13 protein-coding genes and 1 tRNA gene are annotated in these 18651 nt (G+C 62.2%); 6 read left to right on the forward strand and 8 right to left on the reverse strand.

Going from position 1 to position 18651, the window contains the following annotated elements:
* The first annotated feature begins 129 nt into the window (after window positions 1-129).
* The 4 genes from ACGYLD_RS03360 to ACGYLD_RS03375 all read left to right on the forward strand — a co-directional run bounded on the left by ACGYLD_RS03360 (window position 130) and on the right by ACGYLD_RS03375 (window position 5390).
* Entirely contained in the window at window positions 130-2178 is a 2049-nt protein-coding gene (locus ACGYLD_RS03360; protein WP_394401145.1) for an ASKHA domain-containing protein, read from the forward strand.
* On the forward strand, window positions 2178-3023 hold the full coding sequence (locus ACGYLD_RS03365; RefSeq protein WP_271693690.1) for a methyltransferase domain-containing protein: 846 nt from the start codon (window positions 2178-2180) through the stop codon (window positions 3021-3023). Before ACGYLD_RS03360 ends, ACGYLD_RS03365 begins: the two co-directional genes overlap by 1 nt.
* Window positions 3024-3064: 41 nt before the next feature.
* A tRNA-Gly gene (locus ACGYLD_RS03370) sits at window positions 3065-3138 on the forward strand.
* A gap of 200 nt (window positions 3139-3338) precedes the next feature.
* Window positions 3339-5390: an ATP-binding protein gene (locus ACGYLD_RS03375; protein WP_394401148.1), complete on the forward strand. Its 2052-nt coding sequence runs from the start codon at window positions 3339-3341 to the stop codon at window positions 5388-5390.
* Window positions 5391-5432: 42 nt separating this feature from the next.
* Here ACGYLD_RS03375 and ACGYLD_RS03380 read toward each other — a convergent pair whose 3' ends face one another.
* The 4 genes from ACGYLD_RS03380 to zwf form a co-directional block, all read right to left on the reverse strand.
* Window positions 5433-7061: a long-chain fatty acid--CoA ligase gene (locus ACGYLD_RS03380; RefSeq protein ID WP_394401151.1), complete on the reverse strand. Its 1629-nt coding sequence runs from the start codon at window positions 7059-7061 to the stop codon at window positions 5433-5435.
* A gap of 159 nt (window positions 7062-7220) precedes the next feature.
* Window positions 7221-8813, reverse strand: coding sequence for a glucose-6-phosphate isomerase (gene pgi, locus ACGYLD_RS03385; RefSeq protein WP_394401154.1), 1593 nt, complete (start codon window positions 8811-8813; stop codon window positions 7221-7223).
* Window positions 8810-9481, reverse strand: coding sequence for a 6-phosphogluconolactonase (gene pgl / locus ACGYLD_RS03390; protein WP_271687352.1), 672 nt, complete (start codon window positions 9479-9481; stop codon window positions 8810-8812). Before pgl ends, pgi begins: the two co-directional genes overlap by 4 nt.
* Window positions 9478-10941, reverse strand: a complete 1464-nt coding sequence (gene zwf / locus ACGYLD_RS03395) for a glucose-6-phosphate dehydrogenase (protein WP_394401157.1) — start codon at window positions 10939-10941, stop codon at window positions 9478-9480. The genes pgl and zwf overlap by 4 nt, the downstream gene beginning before the upstream one ends.
* A 155-nt stretch (window positions 10942-11096) precedes the next feature.
* Here zwf and ACGYLD_RS03400 point away from each other — a divergent pair, with 155 nt between their 5' ends.
* Entirely contained in the window at window positions 11097-12044 is a 948-nt protein-coding gene (locus ACGYLD_RS03400) for a radical SAM protein (RefSeq protein WP_271687354.1), read from the forward strand.
* A 24-nt stretch (window positions 12045-12068) separates the two neighbouring features.
* On the opposite strand, the gene ACGYLD_RS03405 is transcribed toward ACGYLD_RS03400, so the two are convergent.
* Window positions 12069-12338: an usg protein gene (locus ACGYLD_RS03405; protein WP_271693684.1), complete on the reverse strand. Its 270-nt coding sequence runs from the start codon at window positions 12336-12338 to the stop codon at window positions 12069-12071.
* A 190-nt stretch (window positions 12339-12528) separates the two neighbouring features.
* Here ACGYLD_RS03405 and gyrA point away from each other — a divergent pair, with 190 nt between their 5' ends.
* Window positions 12529-15276 (forward strand): DNA gyrase subunit A, encoded by a 2748-nt coding sequence (gyrA, locus tag ACGYLD_RS03410; RefSeq protein WP_394401160.1) that lies wholly within the window; start codon window positions 12529-12531, stop codon window positions 15274-15276.
* 129 nt (window positions 15277-15405) lie between these two features.
* Here the strand turns inward: gyrA and ACGYLD_RS03415 are convergent, their stop codons facing one another.
* The 3 genes from ACGYLD_RS03415 to ctaA all read right to left on the reverse strand — a co-directional run bounded on the left by ACGYLD_RS03415 (window position 15406) and on the right by ctaA (window position 18534).
* Window positions 15406-15741, reverse strand: coding sequence for a hypothetical protein (locus ACGYLD_RS03415; protein WP_276154009.1), 336 nt, complete (start codon window positions 15739-15741; stop codon window positions 15406-15408).
* 162 nt (window positions 15742-15903) lie between these two features.
* On the reverse strand, window positions 15904-17385 hold the full coding sequence (locus ACGYLD_RS03420; protein WP_394401163.1) for a carboxypeptidase M32: 1482 nt from the start codon (window positions 17383-17385) through the stop codon (window positions 15904-15906).
* 3 nt (window positions 17386-17388) lie between these two features.
* A complete protein-coding gene (ctaA, locus tag ACGYLD_RS03425; RefSeq protein ID WP_271687360.1) occupies window positions 17389-18534 on the reverse strand; it encodes a heme A synthase in 1146 nt (381 codons plus the stop codon).
* Window positions 18535-18651 lie beyond the last annotated feature (117 nt).

An 18651-nucleotide genomic window follows, 5' to 3' on the forward strand; every position in this document is an offset into this window, starting at 1 on the left:
GGAAAGACCTATTCCCCCGCGTAAGGCGTGGACACGGAATGCCGCGCGCGCGGCATGAATTGCCGCCCCGCATCTTTCCCCCGCCGCGCGGAACGCTATGGTGACACAAAGAAACAAAGGACGGCCCCGATGAGCAGTGACCCCCTCGTGATTTTCACGCCCTCCGGCAAGAGAGGGCGCTTTCCCAAAGGCACCCCGGTGCTGACCGCCGCGCGGCAGTTGGGTGTCGATCTTGACTCGGTCTGCGGCGGGCGCGGCATCTGTTCGAAATGTCAGGTCTCGCCGGGCTATGGGCAGTTCTCGAAACATGGGGTGACCGTCGCGCCCGATGCGCTGAGCCCATGGAACGCGGTGGAAGAACGCTATGACGAGAAGCGCGGCTTGAAGGAGGGCCGCCGTCTAGGCTGTCAGGCCACGGTGGAGGGCGATGTGGTGATCGACGTGCCGCCGGAGAGCCAAGTTCACAAACAGGTCGTGCGCAAACGCGCCGAGGCGCGGGAGATCGTGCTGAACCCGTCCGTCAAACTCTTCTACGTCGAAGTGACGGAGCCCGACATGCACGAACCCTCGGGCGATCTGGAACGTCTCAGGGCTGCGCTCGCCGAGCAGTGGAAGCTGGAGAAAGTCACCGCCGATCTGCACATCCTGCAAATGATGCAGCCGGTTCTGCGCAAGGGCGATTGGAAGGTCACGGTCGCCGTCCATCTGGGCGATCAGGAGAATGCCGCGCGGATCATGAACATCTGGCCGGGGTATTACGAGGGCACTGTCTATGGTCTGGCGGTCGACCTCGGCTCCACCACCATCGCGGCGCATCTTTGCGATCTGCAAACCGGTGAGGTCATGGCCTCTTCCGGTGTGATGAACCCGCAGATCCGTTTCGGCGAAGACCTGATGAGCCGCGTCAGCTATTCCATGATGAACCCAGACGGCGCGCAGGAGATGACCCGCGCGGTGCGCGAGGGGATGGCTGCGCTTTTCACCCAGATCGCCGCCGAGGGGAATGTCGCGCCCGATCTGATCGTCGACGCGGTCTTCGTCTGCAACCCGGTGATGCACCACCTGCTGCTGGGCATCGACCCCTTCGAGTTGGGCCAAGCGCCCTTCGCGCTTGCAACCTCCGGCGCGCTGCGTCTGCGGGCCGAGGATTTGGACCTGAACATCCACCCCTCCGCCCGCGTCTACCTGCTGCCCTGCATCGCGGGCCATGTCGGCGCGGATGCCGCCGCCGTCGCCCTGTCGGAGACGCCTGAGAAGTCCGACGAGTTGATGCTGGTGGTCGATGTGGGCACTAATGCGGAAATCCTGCTGGGCAACAAGGAAAAGGTGCTGGCCTGTTCCTCTCCCACCGGGCCCGCTTTCGAGGGTGCACAGATCAGCTCGGGCCAGCGCGCGGCTCCGGGGGCGATCGAGCGGGTCGAGATTGACCCGGAAACCAAGGTGGCCCGGTTCAAGGTGATCGGCTGTGATCTCTGGTCCGACGAGGACGGCTTTGAAGAGGCGGTGGCGAGCACCGGCGTCACGGGCATCTGCGGCTCCGGCATTATCGAAATGGTCGCCGAGATGCGCATTCACGGCATCGTCGACGCGCCGGGTCTGATTGGCAGTGCTGCGCAGACGGGCTCCGCCTCGGTCTTTGCCGATGGGCGCACCAACAGCTATCTGGTCTATGACGGCACCGAAAAGGGCGGGCCCAAGATCACGGTGACCAACCGCGACATTCGCGAAATCCAGATGGCCAAGGCCGCGCTCTATTCCGGCGCGCGGCTGCTGATGGACAAATTCGGCGTCGACAAGGTTGACCGCGTGGTGTTGGCGGGGGCCTTTGGGGCGCATATCAGCCCCAAACACGCGATGGTGCTGGGCATGATCCCCGACGCGCCGCTCGACAAAGTCACCAGCGCGGGCAATGCCGCAGGCACCGGCGCCCGGATCGCCCTGCTCAATACCGAGGCCCGGGCCGAGATCGAGGCGACCGTGGGCGCGATCCACAAGATCGAAACCGCCGTCGAACCGCGCTTTCAAGAGCATTTCGTCAATGCTTCTGCCATCCCCAACGCGGTAGAGCCTTTCCCCATCCTCAACAGCCTCGTCGCCCTGCCGGAGGTGACCTTCAACACCGGCGGCAGCGGCGAAAGCGAACGCGGCGGCCGTCGGCGCAGAAGAAAGGCGACGTGATGACTGCCTCGGGCAACAGCGATCAGGTCGAATTCTGGAGCGCCTCTGCGGGGCAGAGATGGGCCGCGCGGCAGGCTGAGTTGGACATTCTGATGCAGCCTGTGCTGGATGGCGTGCTGGCGCGCGCCGAACTGGCGCCGGGGCTGAGGGTGCTCGACATCGGCTGCGGCGCGGGGGCGGGCTGTCTCGCCGCCGCCGAGGCGGTGGGCGATGCAGGCGCGGTGCTGGGGGTCGATGTCTCTGCCCCGCTGCTCGACCTCGCGCGGCAACGGGCCGCCGCCCTGCCCCATGTCGCCTTTCACCACGGTGATGCAACGACGCTAGCGCTTTCCCCTCCCTATGATCGGCTGATCTCGCGCTTTGGCGTGATGTTCTTTGCCGATCCGGTGCTCAGCTTCACGCGCATGGCCGCGCAACTCAGCCCCGGCGCGAAGCTCAGCTTTGCCGCTTGGGGCCAAATCCCCGAGAACCCTTTCTTTACCCTGCCCGCCCGCGCGGCCCGGGCCACCATCGGCGCCATGCCGAAAAGCGATCCCGACGGCCCCGGACCTTTCGCCTTTCGCGACCCTGAACGCGTGGTATCGATCCTCGCCGAGGCAGGCTTTGTCGATATCGCCTGCAAGGTGACACGGCTTGACCTCACCCCCGCGGGCACGGTCGATGACCTTGCCCAGCAGATGTGCGACATCGGCCCGGCCAGCGGCGCAATTAATCATTTCGAGGCGGACCCAGCACAGGTCGCGGAACTTCGGCAGACCATCGCCGAAGCCCTGCGTCCCTATGCGGAAGACGGCCCCCTGCGCCTGCCTGCCGAAATCAATTTCGTCACCGCGACGAAACCCTGACTTGACCTTCCCCCGCGCGCCGATTATCTCACCCTCAGCGCGCGGGTATGGTGAAAAGGTATCACGGCAGCTTCCCAAGCTTTAGTTACGAGTTCGATTCTCGTTACCCGCTCCACGCTCCCCCCTCCGCCTTTGTGATCCCGCCACATGGCCCCACACAGGCCGCGCAGGGTTCCCCAATGTCACACCCATGAAAAGCCTAATCTGGTCCGAATTTCGCCATGATTGCCCGCAAAAGTAGCAATCAACAGGGAAGTAACTTACGCGCAAATGGCCCAACGATGTCGGATGCGCATTGAGGCAAAGGAAAAAAGCGTGGCAAACGCGTTTCGGGACTACGCGACATCCAAGGCGTATATCATCGTCAATTTCATCGTGCTGTGCTGCGTCGCCGGCATCAGCTATTCGATCGTCAAACTGGATTACGAACAGCATATCGCCAGCATCCGCCAGGACGCGCGGCAGACGCTGCATGAAGTCAGCAATCAGGTGCAGCATCAGTTCCAAGAGACCATTCTGGTCACTAAGAACATCGAGAATATCCTGCTCTCCGGCGAAGCCTTCAAAGACAAAAAGATCGAACTGCTGGTCAAGGAGTTGCGCGACCGGAACCCCGGCATTCAGGCCTTCGCCCTCGCCCCGGACCTCAAGATCACCCATAGCTATCCCAAGACCCAGAATGGCGAGACGATTGGCCTGGAATACAAGAACATCCCGACGCAGCTTTCCGGCGTCGCCAATGCCTACCGCCGCCAAAGCCCGACCATCGAAGGGCCGCTGAACCTTGTTCAAGGCGGCAAGGGCTATATCATGCACTACCCGGTGTTCGAGCGCCCCATCGGCCTTGGCGCGCCGCGCTTTTGGGGGGTGATGTCCATCGTCTTTCAGCCCGACCGGCTGTTCGAGCCGCATCAAAACCCGCATCAGGCCGCCGACTACATCTATAGCCTCCGCGCCTTCCCCACGGGCGTCATGCCGCCTGAGATTGAGCCTGCGGCGGTCGACCCCACAGCGCCTGTGCGCACCCGGTTCGAGCTTTTGGGCAAGACATGGGAGGCGACGGCCAGCCCCGCCAACGGTCTGCCCCCCTATGCCCCGCAAAGCCCCTACCTCGTAGCCTTCGCCCTGATCGCGACCATCGCGCTGATGGCGGGCCTCTGGGCCTTCCGCCGGGTCACGCTGAAAAAGCAGGAAGCCCATGCGCTTTTGGCTGAGGGCATTGGATCGATCCAAGAGGGGTTCATCGCCTTTGACGAGAAAGAACGCCTTGTCACCGTCAACAGCAAGTTTCTGGAGTATCACCCTGAAATCGCTGACCTTCTGATCCCCGGCAAAACCATCGAAGAGCTCTTGCGCCATTGGGTCGGCCGCCATCAGCACCCTGAGCAGGTCGAGGAGCGTGAGGCATGGATTGCCAAACGCCTCGCCCGGTTCCGCAACCCGACCGGCGCCTTCATTCTGGAAGTCTCAGATAACTTCTGGCTCAAAGTCACGGAATCGCGCACGCCGCATGGCTATACTGTGGGCATCTGGACCGATGTGACGGCCGAGAAACGCGCGCTCGACGCGGCCAAGGCGGCGGACCGCGAAAAGACCGAATTCCTGAACAACGTCAGCCATGAGCTGCGCACGCCGTTGACCGTGATCTCGGGCCGGGCGACCTTCTTGCAACATGCCGAGAAGCTGCCCCAAGCCCGGCGTTTGCAGACCGCGCTGAACAACAGCGCCAATGCCACGCCCGACATTCGCCACAGCGTCGATGAGTTCCAAAACTTCGTCTCTGACCAAGCGGGCGGCATCGCGGGGTCGTCAAAACATATGCTGCGCCTTGTCGAAGACCTGTTGGATTGGACCAAGGTCGCGCGCGGCAAGATGGAGCTTGATCTTCAAGAGGTTGAGACCAGCGAGATCGCCCTTTCCGTCGCCGATGACCTGCGCCCGGATGCCGAGGCCAAGGGGCTGACGCTGACCTATGAGGACAATGGCACGGCCCTCGCCAATGCCGATCCGGTGCGCCTGCGCCAGATCCTTTACAACCTGATTTCAAACGCGATCAAATTCACCCGCAGCGGCAATATTCATCTGCAGATGCAGCAGGATGACGAAGAGATCACCTTCTCGGTCTCCGACACGGGCTGCGGTATTTCCGAGGACAATCTCGAGCGGGTTTTCCTGCGGTTTCAGCAGGTTGACGGCTCAATGTCGCGTGAGAATGGCGGCTTGGGATTGGGCCTTGCGATTGCCGAGCAACTGGCCAGCCTGCATGGCGGCAGCCTGTCGCTGGAAAGCAAAGTCGACGTGGGCAGCACCTTCCGGCTGACCCTGCCCCGGCCCGTGGCTGATAGTGAGATGCGCCGTTCGGCCTGATGGCAAAACGCCCCGGCCCAAAGCGGACCGGGGCGGATTACCTTAGCTCTCGCCCTGCGTCAGCACATCGCCAAAACGGTCCCGCAGATCGCGTTTCAGCACTTTGCCCGTCGCGTTGCGCGGCAGTGCCTCGGCGAAGACCACCCTGTCGGGCACCTGCCATTTGGCGATCTGATCCTCGAAAACCTTAAGGATATCCGCCTCTGACGGATCGGCCCCTTCGGCCTTCACCGCGACCAGGACCGGGCGCTCATCCCATTTGGGATGGGTGGCCCCGATGACGGCGGCGTCGGCCAGTTCGGGATGGGCGATGGCGATATTCTCTAACTCGACCGAACTGATCCATTCGCCACCCGACTTGATGATATCCTTTGCGCGGTCCCGAATGGTGATATAGCCGTCGGCGTCCATCGTCGCGATATCGCCTGTGTCGAACCAGCCATCGCGCAGGGTGCTGTCCCGGTCGGATTGGTAATAGGCATCCAAAATCCAATGCCCGCGGGTGACCAGCGCGCCTTGGGTCTCGCCGTCATGGGGCAGCGGCTTGCCTGCGTCGTCCCAGATCTCAAGCTCAACACCAAAGACCGGGCGGCCTTGGTTCTCGCGCAGCTTGTGCTGGGCGTCCTCGGGCAATTCACCGTGTTTCGCCAAGGGCTTGTTGACGCTTCCCACCGGCGACATCTCGGTCATGCCCCAAGCGTGAATGGTCTCCACCCCATAGTCTTCGCGGAACGCCTTGATCATCGACGGCGGACAGGCCGAACCGCCGACCACGGTACGCTCTAGGCTGGGCAGTTCGCTGCCGGATTTCTTTGCCGCCGCCAAGAGCCCTTGCCAGATCGTCGGCACGCCAAGCGCCAAGGAAACGCGGTAATTGTCGATCAGCCCCACCAGCGAGGCACCATCGAGGTTCGGCCCCGGCAGCACCATCCGCGCGCCGGTCATGGCGCTGGCATAGGGGCAGCCCCAAGCATTGACATGGAACATCGGCACCACGGCCATCACGATGTCCCGCGCGGAGATCGCGATGCTGTCGGCCATGTTGATGCCAAAGGAATGCAACACGGTCGAGCGGTGGGAATAGAGCACGCCCTTGGGATTGCCCGTGGTGCCAGAGGTGTAGCAAAGGCTCGACGCCGTGTTCTCATCCAGATCGGGCCAGTCGAACCCGGCATCGCCCGAAGCCACCAATTCGTCGTAGAAAATCAGCCCCGGCAGCGCCTCGGCTGCCTCGGCATCGGGGCCGGACATCAGGACGAGATGCTTGAGATGCTCAAGCTTGTCGCGGATCGCGGCGACGAGCGGGACGAAGGTCTTGTCGATGAAGAGCACCTCATCCGCGGCATGATTGAGGATATAGACCAGTTGATCGGCAAAAAGCCGCGGGTTGATCGTATGGCAGACAAAGCCCGCGCCGGAGGTGCCGAAATAGATTTCCAGATGCCGCCGATTGTTCCATGCGATGGTCCCGCAACGCGCCTGCGGCGACAGCCCCAGATCGGTCAAGGCCGCGCCCAAACGCCGCGCATTCTCGGCCACCTGTCCCCAATTGGTTTCCTCGACCCCGCCGGTGGTCGAGACCGAGATAATCTCGCCCTCGGGGTGATAGCGTTCGGCATGAGAAATCAGGCATGAGATCAGCAGCGGCTGCGTCATCATCTGGCCAAGCATAGGGGGTCCTCCAATCATTTGCTTTGAGACTGTCCAAAGGTCAGGGCAGTTGCAAGCCTTCCCCTCCGGCAAGTCGTAAGAGCGCTCACGGACAGGACGACGGCACCGCGCAGGCGGCTATCGCCCGCGCGGTGCCTCGTTCAGTTCGAAGGGCAGCCCCTAGCCGCGATGCTGGTGGATATAGCCGATCAGCCCTGCGGTAGAGCCGTCTTTCCCCTCGGCAGAAACCTCGCCTTCGACCAGCGGTTGGAGCGATTTAGCCAGTTCCTTGCCCAGTTCCACGCCCCATTGATCGAAAGAGTTAATGCCGAGGATCACCCCTTCGACAAAAACGCGATGCTCATAAAGCGCGATGATCTGGCCCAGCGTGAAGGGATCAAGCGTTTCATAGGCCAGCGTGGTCGAGGGCCGGTTGCCGGGGAAGACACGGTGGCGGGCTTGCCGTTCAAGCGCGTCGCCCGAAAGCCCCGCGTCGCGCATGATGGCGCGCGCTTCGACCAAAGACCGCCCGCGCATCAGCGCCTCGGATTGGGCGAGGCAATTGGCGATCAGCAGATCGTGGTGATGCTGCAACTCCGGCTCATGCCCCTTGGCCGCCACCAGAAACTCGCAAGGGATCACCCGCGTGCCTTGGTGGATCAACTGATAGAAAGCGTGCTGCCCATTGGTGCCCGCCGCGCCCCAGACCACCGGGCCAGTGTGGCGCGGGCTGTCGGTGCCGTCCATCTGCACGCCTTTGCCGTTCGATTCCATCTCAAGCTGTTGCAGGTAATCGGGCAGCATCTCAAGCCGTTGGTCATAGGGCAGCACCGCGCGGGTGGCATGGCCGCAGATTTGGTTGTGCCAGATGCCCACCAGCGCCAGAAGGATCGGCATATTCTCAGCCGGATCAGCGGCGCAGAAATGGCGGTCCATCTCCTGCGCGCCGCGCAGGAAGCTGTCGAAAGCCTTCGGGCCAATGGCGATCATCAGCGAGAGCCCAATCGGCCCCCAGACGGAATAGCGCCCGCCGACCCAATCCTCGAAACCGAAGACGCCAGCCGGGTCGATCCCAAACTCGGCGGTCTTGTCATCTGCGGTGCTGAGCGCGGCGAATTGCGTCGCCGGATCGCCGCCGTGCTCCTGCATCCACGCCCGCGCCGTGCGCGCGTTGGTCATGGTCTCGATGGTGGTGAAGGTCTTGGAGGCGACGATCACCAGCGTTTTCTCGGCATTTAGGCCCCGCAGCGTATCCGCGATATGCGCCCCATCGACGTTGGAGACGAAGTGGCAGCGCGGCCCATCGTGATAGGGTGTCAGCGCGCGGGTCGCCATGGCGGGGCCAAGGTCGGAGCCGCCGATGCCGATGTTGACCACATCCGTAATGTCGCCGCCGCGCACCTGATCGGCAAAGCTGCGCATCCGCGCCAGCGTGTCGCGCACCTGCGGCATCACATCCTCGCCCGCGACTTCTACCGGCCCGCCATCGAGATTGCGCAGCGCAGTGTGCAGCACCGCGCGGCCTTCGGTCTCATTGATCGGCGCGCCCGCGAACATCGCATCGCGGCGTTCGGTGACCTTGGCGTTTTCGACCAGTTGCAGCAGCGCCGCGCGGGTCTCGGCGTCGATATTCGTCTTGGCGTAGTCGAACAGCATATGTTGCGTGCGCAGCGAGAAGTCCTCGGCCCGATTGGGATCATCGAACAGTGCCGTGATCTTGCGGTCCGCCACGGTGTTCTGCCGCTCTTGAAGGTCTTGCCAAATGTTCATCATGCCGCCCAGTAAACTTCGATTTCATCCAGCACCGCTGCAATCGGCGCCTCTTCGGGGGAAAGCCCCTGCGCGCGCTCAAGGGCCGCGCGTTTCTCATCCCCGAAAATCACGAGATGTTTGTTCAGCGCCCCGTCGAGCACATGCGCCGGCAGCGTGACCCGCGCAGTGGGCTGGCCCTCGGGATAGACCGGGCACAAAAGCGGGGCATCGGCGGCCAAAGCGTCAGGCAGGCTGGGGTCGCCGGGGAAAAGCGAGGCGGTGTGCATGTCGTCGCCCATGCCAAGCAGCAGGACAGAGATCGGCACATGATCCGTCAGACTGGGGGCCACCACCTCTGCCCCCTCGCCCGGAGAAAGCCCGGGGCGGAAAAAGGGGATGAACTGCGCCGCTGCGGCACGGTCGTTCAGCAAATGCTCGCGCACCAGACGCGCGTTCGACAGCGGGTCATCCACGTCCACCCAACGCTCATCGGTCAGCATCACATCCACCCGGCTCCAATCCAGATCGGTCGCGCTGAGCATCTCAAAGATCGGCCCGGGGGTAGAGCCGCCCGGCACCGCGAAAGACACGCGGTCATTGCCCGAAAGTGCCGATTTCAACTTGCCCGCCAGTTTGTTGGCGACATTCATCACCAGCATTTCGCGGTCCGCATATTCGATGATGTTCATGGGGATACCTTTCGCCATTCACGGCCATCGCGCCGCATCATTTCTGTCGCATCCGTCGGCCCCGCCGAGCCGCTGTCATAGGGTTTGGGCACGTCGTGACGCGCCTCCCAGCCTTGGATGATCGGATCGGTCCAGGCCCAGGCGGCCTCGACCTCGTCGTCGCGCATGAACAATGTCTGGTTGCCCCGGATCACGTCCATGATAAGCCGCTCATAGGCATCGACCTGATCGCCCCCATCGGGGCCAAGCGCTTCGGCAAAGGTCATGTCGAGCGGCACATCGACCAGACGCATGCCCCCCGGCCCGGGTTCCTTGATCGTCACGCCAAGGGTGATGCCCTCGTTCGGCTGCAAGCGGATCGACAGCACGTTGCGATGACGGCCAGCGTCTTCGGCAAAGATGGAATGCGGCGTGTCTTTGAAAACCACCGTGATCTCGCTCGACCGCGCCACCATGCGCTTGCCGGTGCGCAGATAAAACGGCGTGCCATGCCAACGCCAGTTGCTGATATGGGCCTTCAGCGCCACGAAACTCTCGGTCCGCGACCGTGGGTTGCCGACGGCATCGCGGTAGCTGGGGGCATCTTCTTCATTGCCCCCTTCAGCCTCATACTGTCCGCGCACGAGGTGATGCGGCAGCACCGGATCAATCGCGCGGATCACTTTCAGCTTTTCATCGCGCACCGCATCGGGATCAAAACGCGCGGGAGGCTCCATCGCGATCAGGCACAAGAGTTGCATCAGGTGGTTCTGCACCATGTCCCGCATCGCGCCGGATTTGTCGTAATACTCCCCACGGCCGCCGACGCCAACCGTCTCGGCCACGGTGATCTGGATGTGGTCGACGTATTGGCGGTTCCACAACGGCTCGAACAGCATATTGCCAAAGCGCACCGCCATGAGGTTCTGCACCGTCTCTTTGCCGAGATAGTGATCGATCCGGTAGATCTGTTGTTCTTTGAAATAGGTGGCCAGCGTCGCGTTGAGGGCGCGCGCACTCTCCAGATCGCGGCCAAAGGGTTTTTCCACGACAATGCGACATTCTTCGCCCGCCATGCCCCATTGCTGCAACCGTTCGGCCAGATCGCCGAAAAGCCCCGGCGCGACAGAGAAATAATAGACCTCGATCCGGTCCTTGCCGGACATCAGCCCCTGCAGCTCGGCCCAGCCGGTCTCTCCGCGTGCGTCGATGGCGACATAGTCAAGCTTGGCCAGAAAGGCATCGAGGTTGTCACAGGCGTCTTTCCCGCCGAACTCTTCAATCGCTTCGGCCACCATCTCGCGGTAGCCTGCGCCGTCCATCTCGGTGCGCGCAGCGCCGATGATCCGCGCCTCTTCGGGCATTTGTCCCGCACAGTAACGGCGATAAAGACCCGGCAAAATCTTGCGCCGGGCCAGATCGCCGGTGCCGCCAAAGATGACAAGATCGAAGGGGTCGACAGGGATAACACGCGAAACCATTGATTAATCCTTGTCCGGGCAGAGTGGCAGAGTTAGCGCAAACATACTTATTTTTCCCTACATCACAAGACTGTGCGCCCCGGTGCTTGGACTTTTAGGGTGCGCCGCAATAGCTTACCACAACAGGAACACACGGGATCACGCAAGGAACAATCATGAAAGATATTGCGCAAGCAAACGAGGGCAAGTTCCAGAACCCGGCGGTCACCGCCAAGGGGGAACCCCGCGCCACCGTGGCCCTGCGCGGGGCGGAAACGCTTTGGTTCAACACAGGCACCCTGTGCAACATCGAATGCGTGAACTGCTACATCGCCTCTAGCCCCAAGAACGACGCGCTGGTCTATATCACCGCGGATGAGGTGCGCGACTATCTCGACCAAATCGAGGAGCGTAGCTGGCCGGTGCGCGAGATTGCCTTCACCGGCGGCGAGCCCTTCATGAACCCCCAGATGATCGAGATCACCGAAGCCTCGCTAGAGCGCGGATACGAGGTGTTGATCCTGACCAACGCCATGCGTCCGATGATGCGCAAATCGGTGCAAAAGGGGCTGTTGCGGCTGCGCGATGCCTATCCCGGCAAGATGACCTTCCGCATCTCCGTCGACCATTATCGCCGCGATCTGCACGACGCGGAACGCGGCGAAGGCGCTTTCGACAAGACCCTGACCGGCATGGAATGGCTCCGCGATAACGGCTTTCGCATGGCCGTGGCGGGGCGGTCGATCTTTGCCGACAGCGATGCCGACAGCCGCGCGGGCTATGCCGCCTTCTATGCCGAACACGGCTTTGACATCGACGCGCAGGACCCCGCCATGACCGTTCTCTTCCCCGAGATGGACGAGGCCGTGGAGGTGCCCGAAATCACCACCGCCTGCTGGGGCATCTTGGACAAGTCCCCTGACGCGGTGATGTGCGCCTCCTCCCGTATGGTGGTCAAACGCAAGGGGGCCGAGAAACCCGCCGTGCTGGCCTGTACGCTCTTGCCCTACGACCCTGAGTTTGAACTCGGCACCACATTGGCCGAGGCAGAGCGCGACGTGGCGCTGAATCACCCGCATTGCGCGAAGTTCTGCGTGTTGGGCGGGGCAAGCTGTTCGGCCTGACGCCCTGCCCTTTGCCCTGCGGGCTCAATGCAGCGTGAACTCCCCCACTTGGTTTTGCCATTCGCCGGTGCCGATCAGCTTGCGGTGGGTGAAGCGGACCGAATGCAGCGGCCCGTCCAACTCCGCGCGCCAGAATTCGACGAACTCGAACAGGCGCGGATGGTCCGGTGCGATGTCGTAATCCTGCCAGATATAACTGTTCAGCACATGGCTATAATCGGGCATGTGGTAAAAGAACTCTGCCGTGGTCAGCCCGTAACCTTTCAGCATCAATTCGGTTTCACTGCGGGGCATGTTGCGCCTCCCTTGCTGCCTCTGTAGAACAAGTTTGCGCGGTCAGAATTACTTTTCAATGAAAACAGTGTGTTGGCACTTCGCCCCAAGTGCTGCTAGTGCGTTTCGGCCACAGCCATTGCACCTGATATGCCCCGTCTGCTATAGAAAACCCCAAGATATAGAACCATAAAAATGGTGGGCAAGATACGTGACCGATACGCCGGATACCCCTGAAAACGCAGACGAAAAGCCCATCTTTCACGGGCCGTCGGTGACCATCGAACACGAGATGCGCACGTCCTATCTGGACTACGCAATGAGCGTGATCGTCAGCCGCGCGATTCCCGACCTGCGCGACGGTCTGAAACCGGTGCACCGCCGCATCCTCTACGCGATGCATGAGACCGGCAACACGCATGACAAACCCTACCGCAAATCCGCCCGTCCCGTGGGCGACGTGATGGGCCAGTACCACCCCCATGGCGACAGCGCGATCTATGACGCGCTGGTTCGGATGGCGCAGGATTTCTCCATGTCGCTGCCGCTCTTGGACGGTCAGGGCAACTTCGGCTCGATGGACGGCGATAACCCGGCGGCCATGCGCTATACCGAAGTGCGCATGGACAAGCCCGCCGCCTATCTTCTGGCCGATATCGACAAAGAGACCGTCGATTTCCAAGACAACTACGACGGCAAGCAACAGGAACCCACGGTTCTGCCCGCGCGCTTCCCGAACATGTTGGTCAACGGCGCGGGCGGCATCGCCGTCGGTATGGCGACAAACATCCCGCCGCATAACCTTGGCGAGGTGGTTGATGCCTGCCTCGCGCTGATCGACGATCCGGACCTGACTTCGGAACAGCTCATCGAATACGTCCCCGGCCCCGACTTTCCCACTGGCGGCATCATGCTGGGCCGCTCCGGCGCACGCAAAGCCTACCTTGAGGGCCGCGGCAGCGTGGTGATCCGCGCCAAGACCCGGGTCGAGGAAATCCGCAAAGACCGCTGGGCCATCGTCATCGACGAGATCCCCTATCAGGTCAACAAAGCCACGATGATCGAAAAGATCGCCGAACAGGTTCGCGAGAAGAAGATCGAGGGCATCGCCCACGTTCAGGATGAGAGCGACCGCAACGGCGTGCGTGTGGTGATCGAGCTCAAACGCGACGCCACCGCCGAAGTGGTGATGAACCAGCTTTACCGCTTCACCCCGATGCAGACATATTTCGGCTGCAACATGCTGGCGCTGAACGGCGGCCGGCCTGAGCAGCTCACTTTGCGCAAATTCCTGAGCTACTTCATCGACTTCCGCGAAGATGTCGTGGCGCGCCGCACGGCCTACTTGCTGCGCAAGGCGCGCGAGCGCAGCCACATCCTTTGTGGTCTCGCGGTCGCGGTCACCAATATCGACGAAGTCGTCGCCACCATCCGCTCCTCCGCCGACGCCGCCGAGGCGCGCGAGAAGCTGATGACCCGCCGCTGGCCCGCCGAGGACATCCTGCCCTATATCGCGCTCATCGACGACCCGACCCATACGGCGAACGAAGACGGCACCTACAACCTTTCCGAAGCGCAGGCCCGCGCCATTCTGGAACTGCGCCTACAGCGTCTGACGCAGATCGGCGTCAAGGAAGTGACCGACGAGCTGGAAGAGCTGGCAGGCAAGATCAAGGAATACCTTGAGATTCTGGGCAGTCGCGAGCGCATCCTCGGCATCATCTCGGACGAGTTGCGCGAGGTGCGCGAGCAATTCGCCGTGCCACGTCGGACCGAGATCGTCGACTGGTCGGGCGACATGGACGACGAAGACCTGATCGCCCGCGAGGAAATGGTCGTGACTGTGACTTCCGGCGGCTACATCAAGCGCACGCCCTTGGCCGACTTCCGCGCGCAGCGCCGCGGCGGCAAGGGTGTCTCAGGCATGCAGACCAAGGAAGAGGATGTCGTCACCAACCTCTTCGTCGCCAACACCCATACCCAGCTTCTCTTCTTCACCACCGATGGCATGGTCTACAAGCTGAAGACATGGCGCCTGCCGCAGGGCGCGCGCACCGCCAAGGGCAAGGCCATCGTGAATATCCTGCCCATCCCCACCGGCGTCTCCATCGCGGCGATCATGCCGGTGGACCGGGATGAGAAGGAATGGGACGACCTGCAGGTGATCTTTGCCACCTCCGCCGGCACCGTGCGGCGCAACAAGCTGTCGGATTTCACCAACGTGAAGTCCAACGGCAAGATCGCCATGAAGTTTGAGGGCGAGCATGAGGGCACCACGCTGATCAACGCGCGCATCGCCTCGAACGACGATGACGTGATGCTGGTCACCGACGCGGGCCGCGCGATCCGCTTCCCGGCGACCGACGTGCGGGTGTTCAACTCGCGCAACTCCGTCGGCGTGCGCGGCATCCGTCTGGGCGAAGGCGACAACCTCGTCTCCATGTCCGTGATCCGGCATTTCGAAGCGAATTCGGAAGAGCGTGTCGCCTACCTCAAACAGCGCCGCCTGATGGCGGGGCTGACCGATGAGGACAGCAGCGATGACGAGGAAGAGCAGGTTCAAGCCGGACAGCTCAGCACCGAACGCTATGCCGAAATGTCCGCCGCCGAGGATCTGATCCTGACGATCACCGCCAAGGGCGCGGGCAAGGTTTCCTCGGCCCATGACTACCCTGTGCGGGGCCGCGGCGGCATGGGCGTGACGGCTTGGACCAAGGCCATGGCCCACGGTCCCATCGTCGCCTGCTTCCCGGTCGAGATGTCCGATCAGGTGATGCTGGCGACCTCCAAGGGCCAGTCGATCCGCGTGCCGGTCGAAGGCATCTCCTTCCGCTCGCGCAGCGCAGGTGGTGTCAAAGTGTTCAGCACCGGCAAGAACGAGGAAGTCGTCAGCGTGGCTTGGATCGCCGATCAGGGCAACGAAGAGGACGAAGCCGAGGGTGACAGCGCCGCCGAATGATCGGCGCCCCCCCTGCCCCATGCATATGCTTTGGGGCGGGGGCTTTTTACCAAAACATCATCGAACAACAAAAAATCCCCCGCGCCATCAGCGCGGGGGATTTTCTAATCTTAAACTTCCGTTAGGAAATTAGTTGGTAGTAGTGGTCGAAGAAGAGGAACCGGATGCCGCGACTGCAACCAGAACCAGAGCAGCACCAGCTGCCGCCGCGCCGCCACCAAGACCAGCACCAGCAGCAAAGAGCCCTGCACCATCTGCAGCGGCAGGCACGCAAACGCGCGCAGTGTTGCCGTCTACGGTGACCGGATCAGGCTTACAGTTATAGACCACACCATTGGCACCTTGAACCTGAAGCGAATAGACCGCATCGTCAGACGCCCCAAGAACAGCCGCTTGAGAAGTGGTTTGGGCGAAAGCAGCACCCGAAAGAGCGATAGTTGCCGCCACCGTTGCAAGAATTTTCATGTCTAGGTACTCCTATATCTCGTCAAAAATTAAACTCACCGCAGCATCGCATATAATCTTATCCGGCGCAAAGGCGAAATATTAAGCTATGGTTAGGATTTATAGCGATGCCCGTTGTTTAAGCAACATCCAAAATGGCGAATTGTTCCCCATCTCGGATGCCTAAATTCCATACAGTTCCGTGAACTTGTTTTCTAGGTAGGTCAGCAACGGTGCCTCGGTCGGCGGCTTCCCGCAAGCGCGGGTGATTACCTCACGCGGCTCGTAAAGGCCCCCATGCTTTTGCACGTTTTCACGTAGCCAACCGGTGGCTGTGCTCGTATCTCCCCGTTCCAAGGCTTCGTCGAGATCGGGTACGGCCTCCCGCAGTGCCTCGTGCAGGCATCCCGCATAGACGTTGCCGAGGCTGTAGGTCGGGAAATAGCCCAGAAGCCCGACCGACCAATGCACGTCCTGCAAGACGCCGTTTGACGGGCGGTCGACCGGATAGCCGAAATCAGCCTCGAAGCGATCGTTCCACGCCACTTCCAACCCGTCGACCTCCAAGTCGCCCGACATCAGCGCCCGTTCTAGATCGAAACGCAGCAGAACATGGAGGTTGTACTGAAGCTCATCCGCCTCGGTCCGTATGAAACCGTCGGACACGCGGTTGACGATCCGGTAGAAGGTCTCGGCATCCGGTACGCCGAACTCGCCATAGACCGCCGTCATCTCACCAAAGAGCCACCCGGTGAAGGCACGGCTGCGGCCGATTTGGTTTTCGTAGATGCGGCTTTGGCTTTCATGCACCCCCATCGACACGCCCCGGCCCAAAGGCGTCAGCAGATAGGCGCTGTCGATCCCCTGCTCATAGGCCGCATGGCCGACCTCATGCACGGTGGAATAAAAGCAATTGAACGGGTCGAGGGCATTGGTTCGCGTGGTGATCCGCACGTCCAGCCCCGACCCGGAGGAAAAGGGATGCACCGCCTTGTCGATGCGCCCGGTGGCCAGATCATAGCCAAAGCGCCGCGCCAGCTTGGCGGTCAGCGTCATCTGCGCCGCTTCGTCAAAGGCACCCTCCAACACCGGCGGCGCTTCGGCTTCGCGGACGGCGGCGCGCAGTTCGGAGAGTTTTGGCCGCAGCGCGCCAAACATAGCTTCGAGGTCCGCCGCCGTGGTGCCGGGCTCGTAATCCTCCAGCATCGCGTCATAAACCCCGATCCCGCGCCCTTCGGCCAGCGCGGCCCCCTCTTCGCGTTTGAGCGCGATCACTTCTTTCAGAGTGGGGGCGAAGGCCGCGAAGTCATCAGCGGCGCGGGCTTCGGCCCAAGTGCCTTGGGCGGCGGAGGTGACGCGGGCGATACGCGCCGCCAAATCGGCGGGTACGCGGGTGGCGCGGTCAAAATCGCGTTTGATGTGGCGCAGGTTCGCCTGCCCGACCGCGTCCAACGCCGCGGGCTCGATCTGGGCCAGCCAATCAGCGATGCGCGGGTCGATGCGGCGGGCGTGGAGGACGCTTTCCATCGCCGCCATCTCCTCGGCCCGCTGCGGGGCCGCGCCCCGAGGCATGACCGTTTCCTGATCCCAGCCCAAACGGCCTGCGACCTGCGCCAGCGCCTCGGTGTCGCGCTGAAAAGCCATCAAATCATCATATGCAGTCATGTCTCAGCCTCTCAGCGATGTGGCGACGGGATAGGCCGCGAGGAAGCGCGCGCGCAGGATCAGCACCCAAAGCAGCACGGCCAGCGCCTGATGCGCGAGCGCCAGATGCACGGGCGCGGCATAGAGCACGGTGGTGATGCCCAGAACCACTTGCAAAGACAGCGCCGCCATCACGGCGTTGAAAGCAAAACGCGTGCGGGCATGGGCCGAGCGGCGACCGCGCAGCCAGACGACCACCCCGAAAGCAAAGAGCAGATAGCCCGCCATCCGGTGCATGAATTGCACCAACCCCGGATTCTCAAAAAAATTCCGCCATGTCGGCGTGATGTCGAATGCCTCGGGCGGGAAGAACTGCCCCTGCATCAGCGGCCAGTCGACGAAGTAGCGCCCCGCGTCGATTCCTGCGACCAAGGCGCCCAGCAGGATCTGCAATGCGGCGAAATGCAACAGACCCGTTGCCATGCCGAATTGCTTGGCCTCCTTGGCGCGGCGGGCCTGAATCAGATCGCGTTCGCTGCGACCCAGCAGGAGCACATACCAAGTGATGAAACCGAGGATGACAAAGGCCAGCCCCAGATGCGTCGCCAAACGGTAGGAGGCCACATCCGTCACCCCCTGCCCGCTGGTCACGCCGGAGGCGACCATCCACCAGCCAATCGCCCCCTGCGCGCCGCCCAAAGCGCCGATAAAGAGCAGCCGTTTGGTCCAGCCGACAGGGATTTGTCGACGCAGGAGGAAGTAGAGAAAGCCCAAGACCCAGACGAGGCCGATCACCCGGCCAAGCTGCCGATGCCCCCATTCCCACCAGTAGATGCTTTTGAAATCAGAGAGTTCCATCCAGGAGTTCTGGACCTGAAACTCGTCGATCTGCTTGTATTTCTCGAATTCTGACTGCCAGTCGGCCTCGTTCATCGGCGGCAAGGCACCGGTCACCGGGCGCCATTCCGTGATGCTGAGGCCGGAGTCAGTGAGCCGCGTCAGCCCACCCACGGCGATCATGACAAAGACCAGCGCAAAGAGGATCATCAGCCAGACCCGGATCGGCCCGCGCGCGCCGCCCCGGCCCTTGTCGATCGTGCCGGTTTGCACCGGTGCACGGCTGGGTTGGTCGGTGCCGACCTCTTCGAACAGTTTGCGTTTCTCCGCCATGGCGCGCCTCTTTTTCCGTTTGGATAGAGTGGTATGACATGGGCAGAGAAAGGTCTAGCGGGGTGGGTTATGTTGCCGCATGCGCCGCCAACCCCGGCCCGGAATCAAGCCGAAGGC

The organism is Sulfitobacter sp. 1A12056, from assembly GCF_043558125.1.
GTDB classification, from domain to species: Bacteria; Pseudomonadota; Alphaproteobacteria; order Rhodobacterales; family Rhodobacteraceae; genus Sulfitobacter; species Sulfitobacter faviae.

Coding starts and splice junctions, on each gene's coding strand:
- ACGYLD_RS03360 (WP_394401145.1), top strand. CDS start 130: ATGAGCAGTGACCCCCTCGTGATTTTCACGCCCTCCGGCAAGAGAGGG.
- ACGYLD_RS03365 (WP_271693690.1), top strand. CDS start 2,178: ATGACTGCCTCGGGCAACAGCGATCAGGTCGAATTCTGGAGCGCCTCT.
- ACGYLD_RS03380 (WP_394401151.1), bottom strand. CDS start 7,061: ATGCTTGGCCAGATGATGACGCAGCCGCTGCTGATCTCATGCCTGATT.
- pgi (WP_394401154.1), bottom strand. CDS start 8,813: ATGATGAACATTTGGCAAGACCTTCAAGAGCGGCAGAACACCGTGGCG.
- pgl (WP_271687352.1), bottom strand. CDS start 9,481: ATGAACATCATCGAATATGCGGACCGCGAAATGCTGGTGATGAATGTC.
- zwf (WP_394401157.1), bottom strand. CDS start 10,941: ATGGTTTCGCGTGTTATCCCTGTCGACCCCTTCGATCTTGTCATCTTT.
- ACGYLD_RS03400 (WP_271687354.1), top strand. CDS start 11,097: ATGAAAGATATTGCGCAAGCAAACGAGGGCAAGTTCCAGAACCCGGCG.
- ACGYLD_RS03405 (WP_271693684.1), bottom strand. CDS start 12,338: ATGCCCCGCAGTGAAACCGAATTGATGCTGAAAGGTTACGGGCTGACC.
- ACGYLD_RS03415 (WP_276154009.1), bottom strand. CDS start 15,741: ATGAAAATTCTTGCAACGGTGGCGGCAACTATCGCTCTTTCGGGTGCT.
- ACGYLD_RS03420 (WP_394401163.1), bottom strand. CDS start 17,385: ATGACTGCATATGATGATTTGATGGCTTTTCAGCGCGACACCGAGGCG.
- ctaA (WP_271687360.1), bottom strand. CDS start 18,534: ATGGCGGAGAAACGCAAACTGTTCGAAGAGGTCGGCACCGACCAACCC.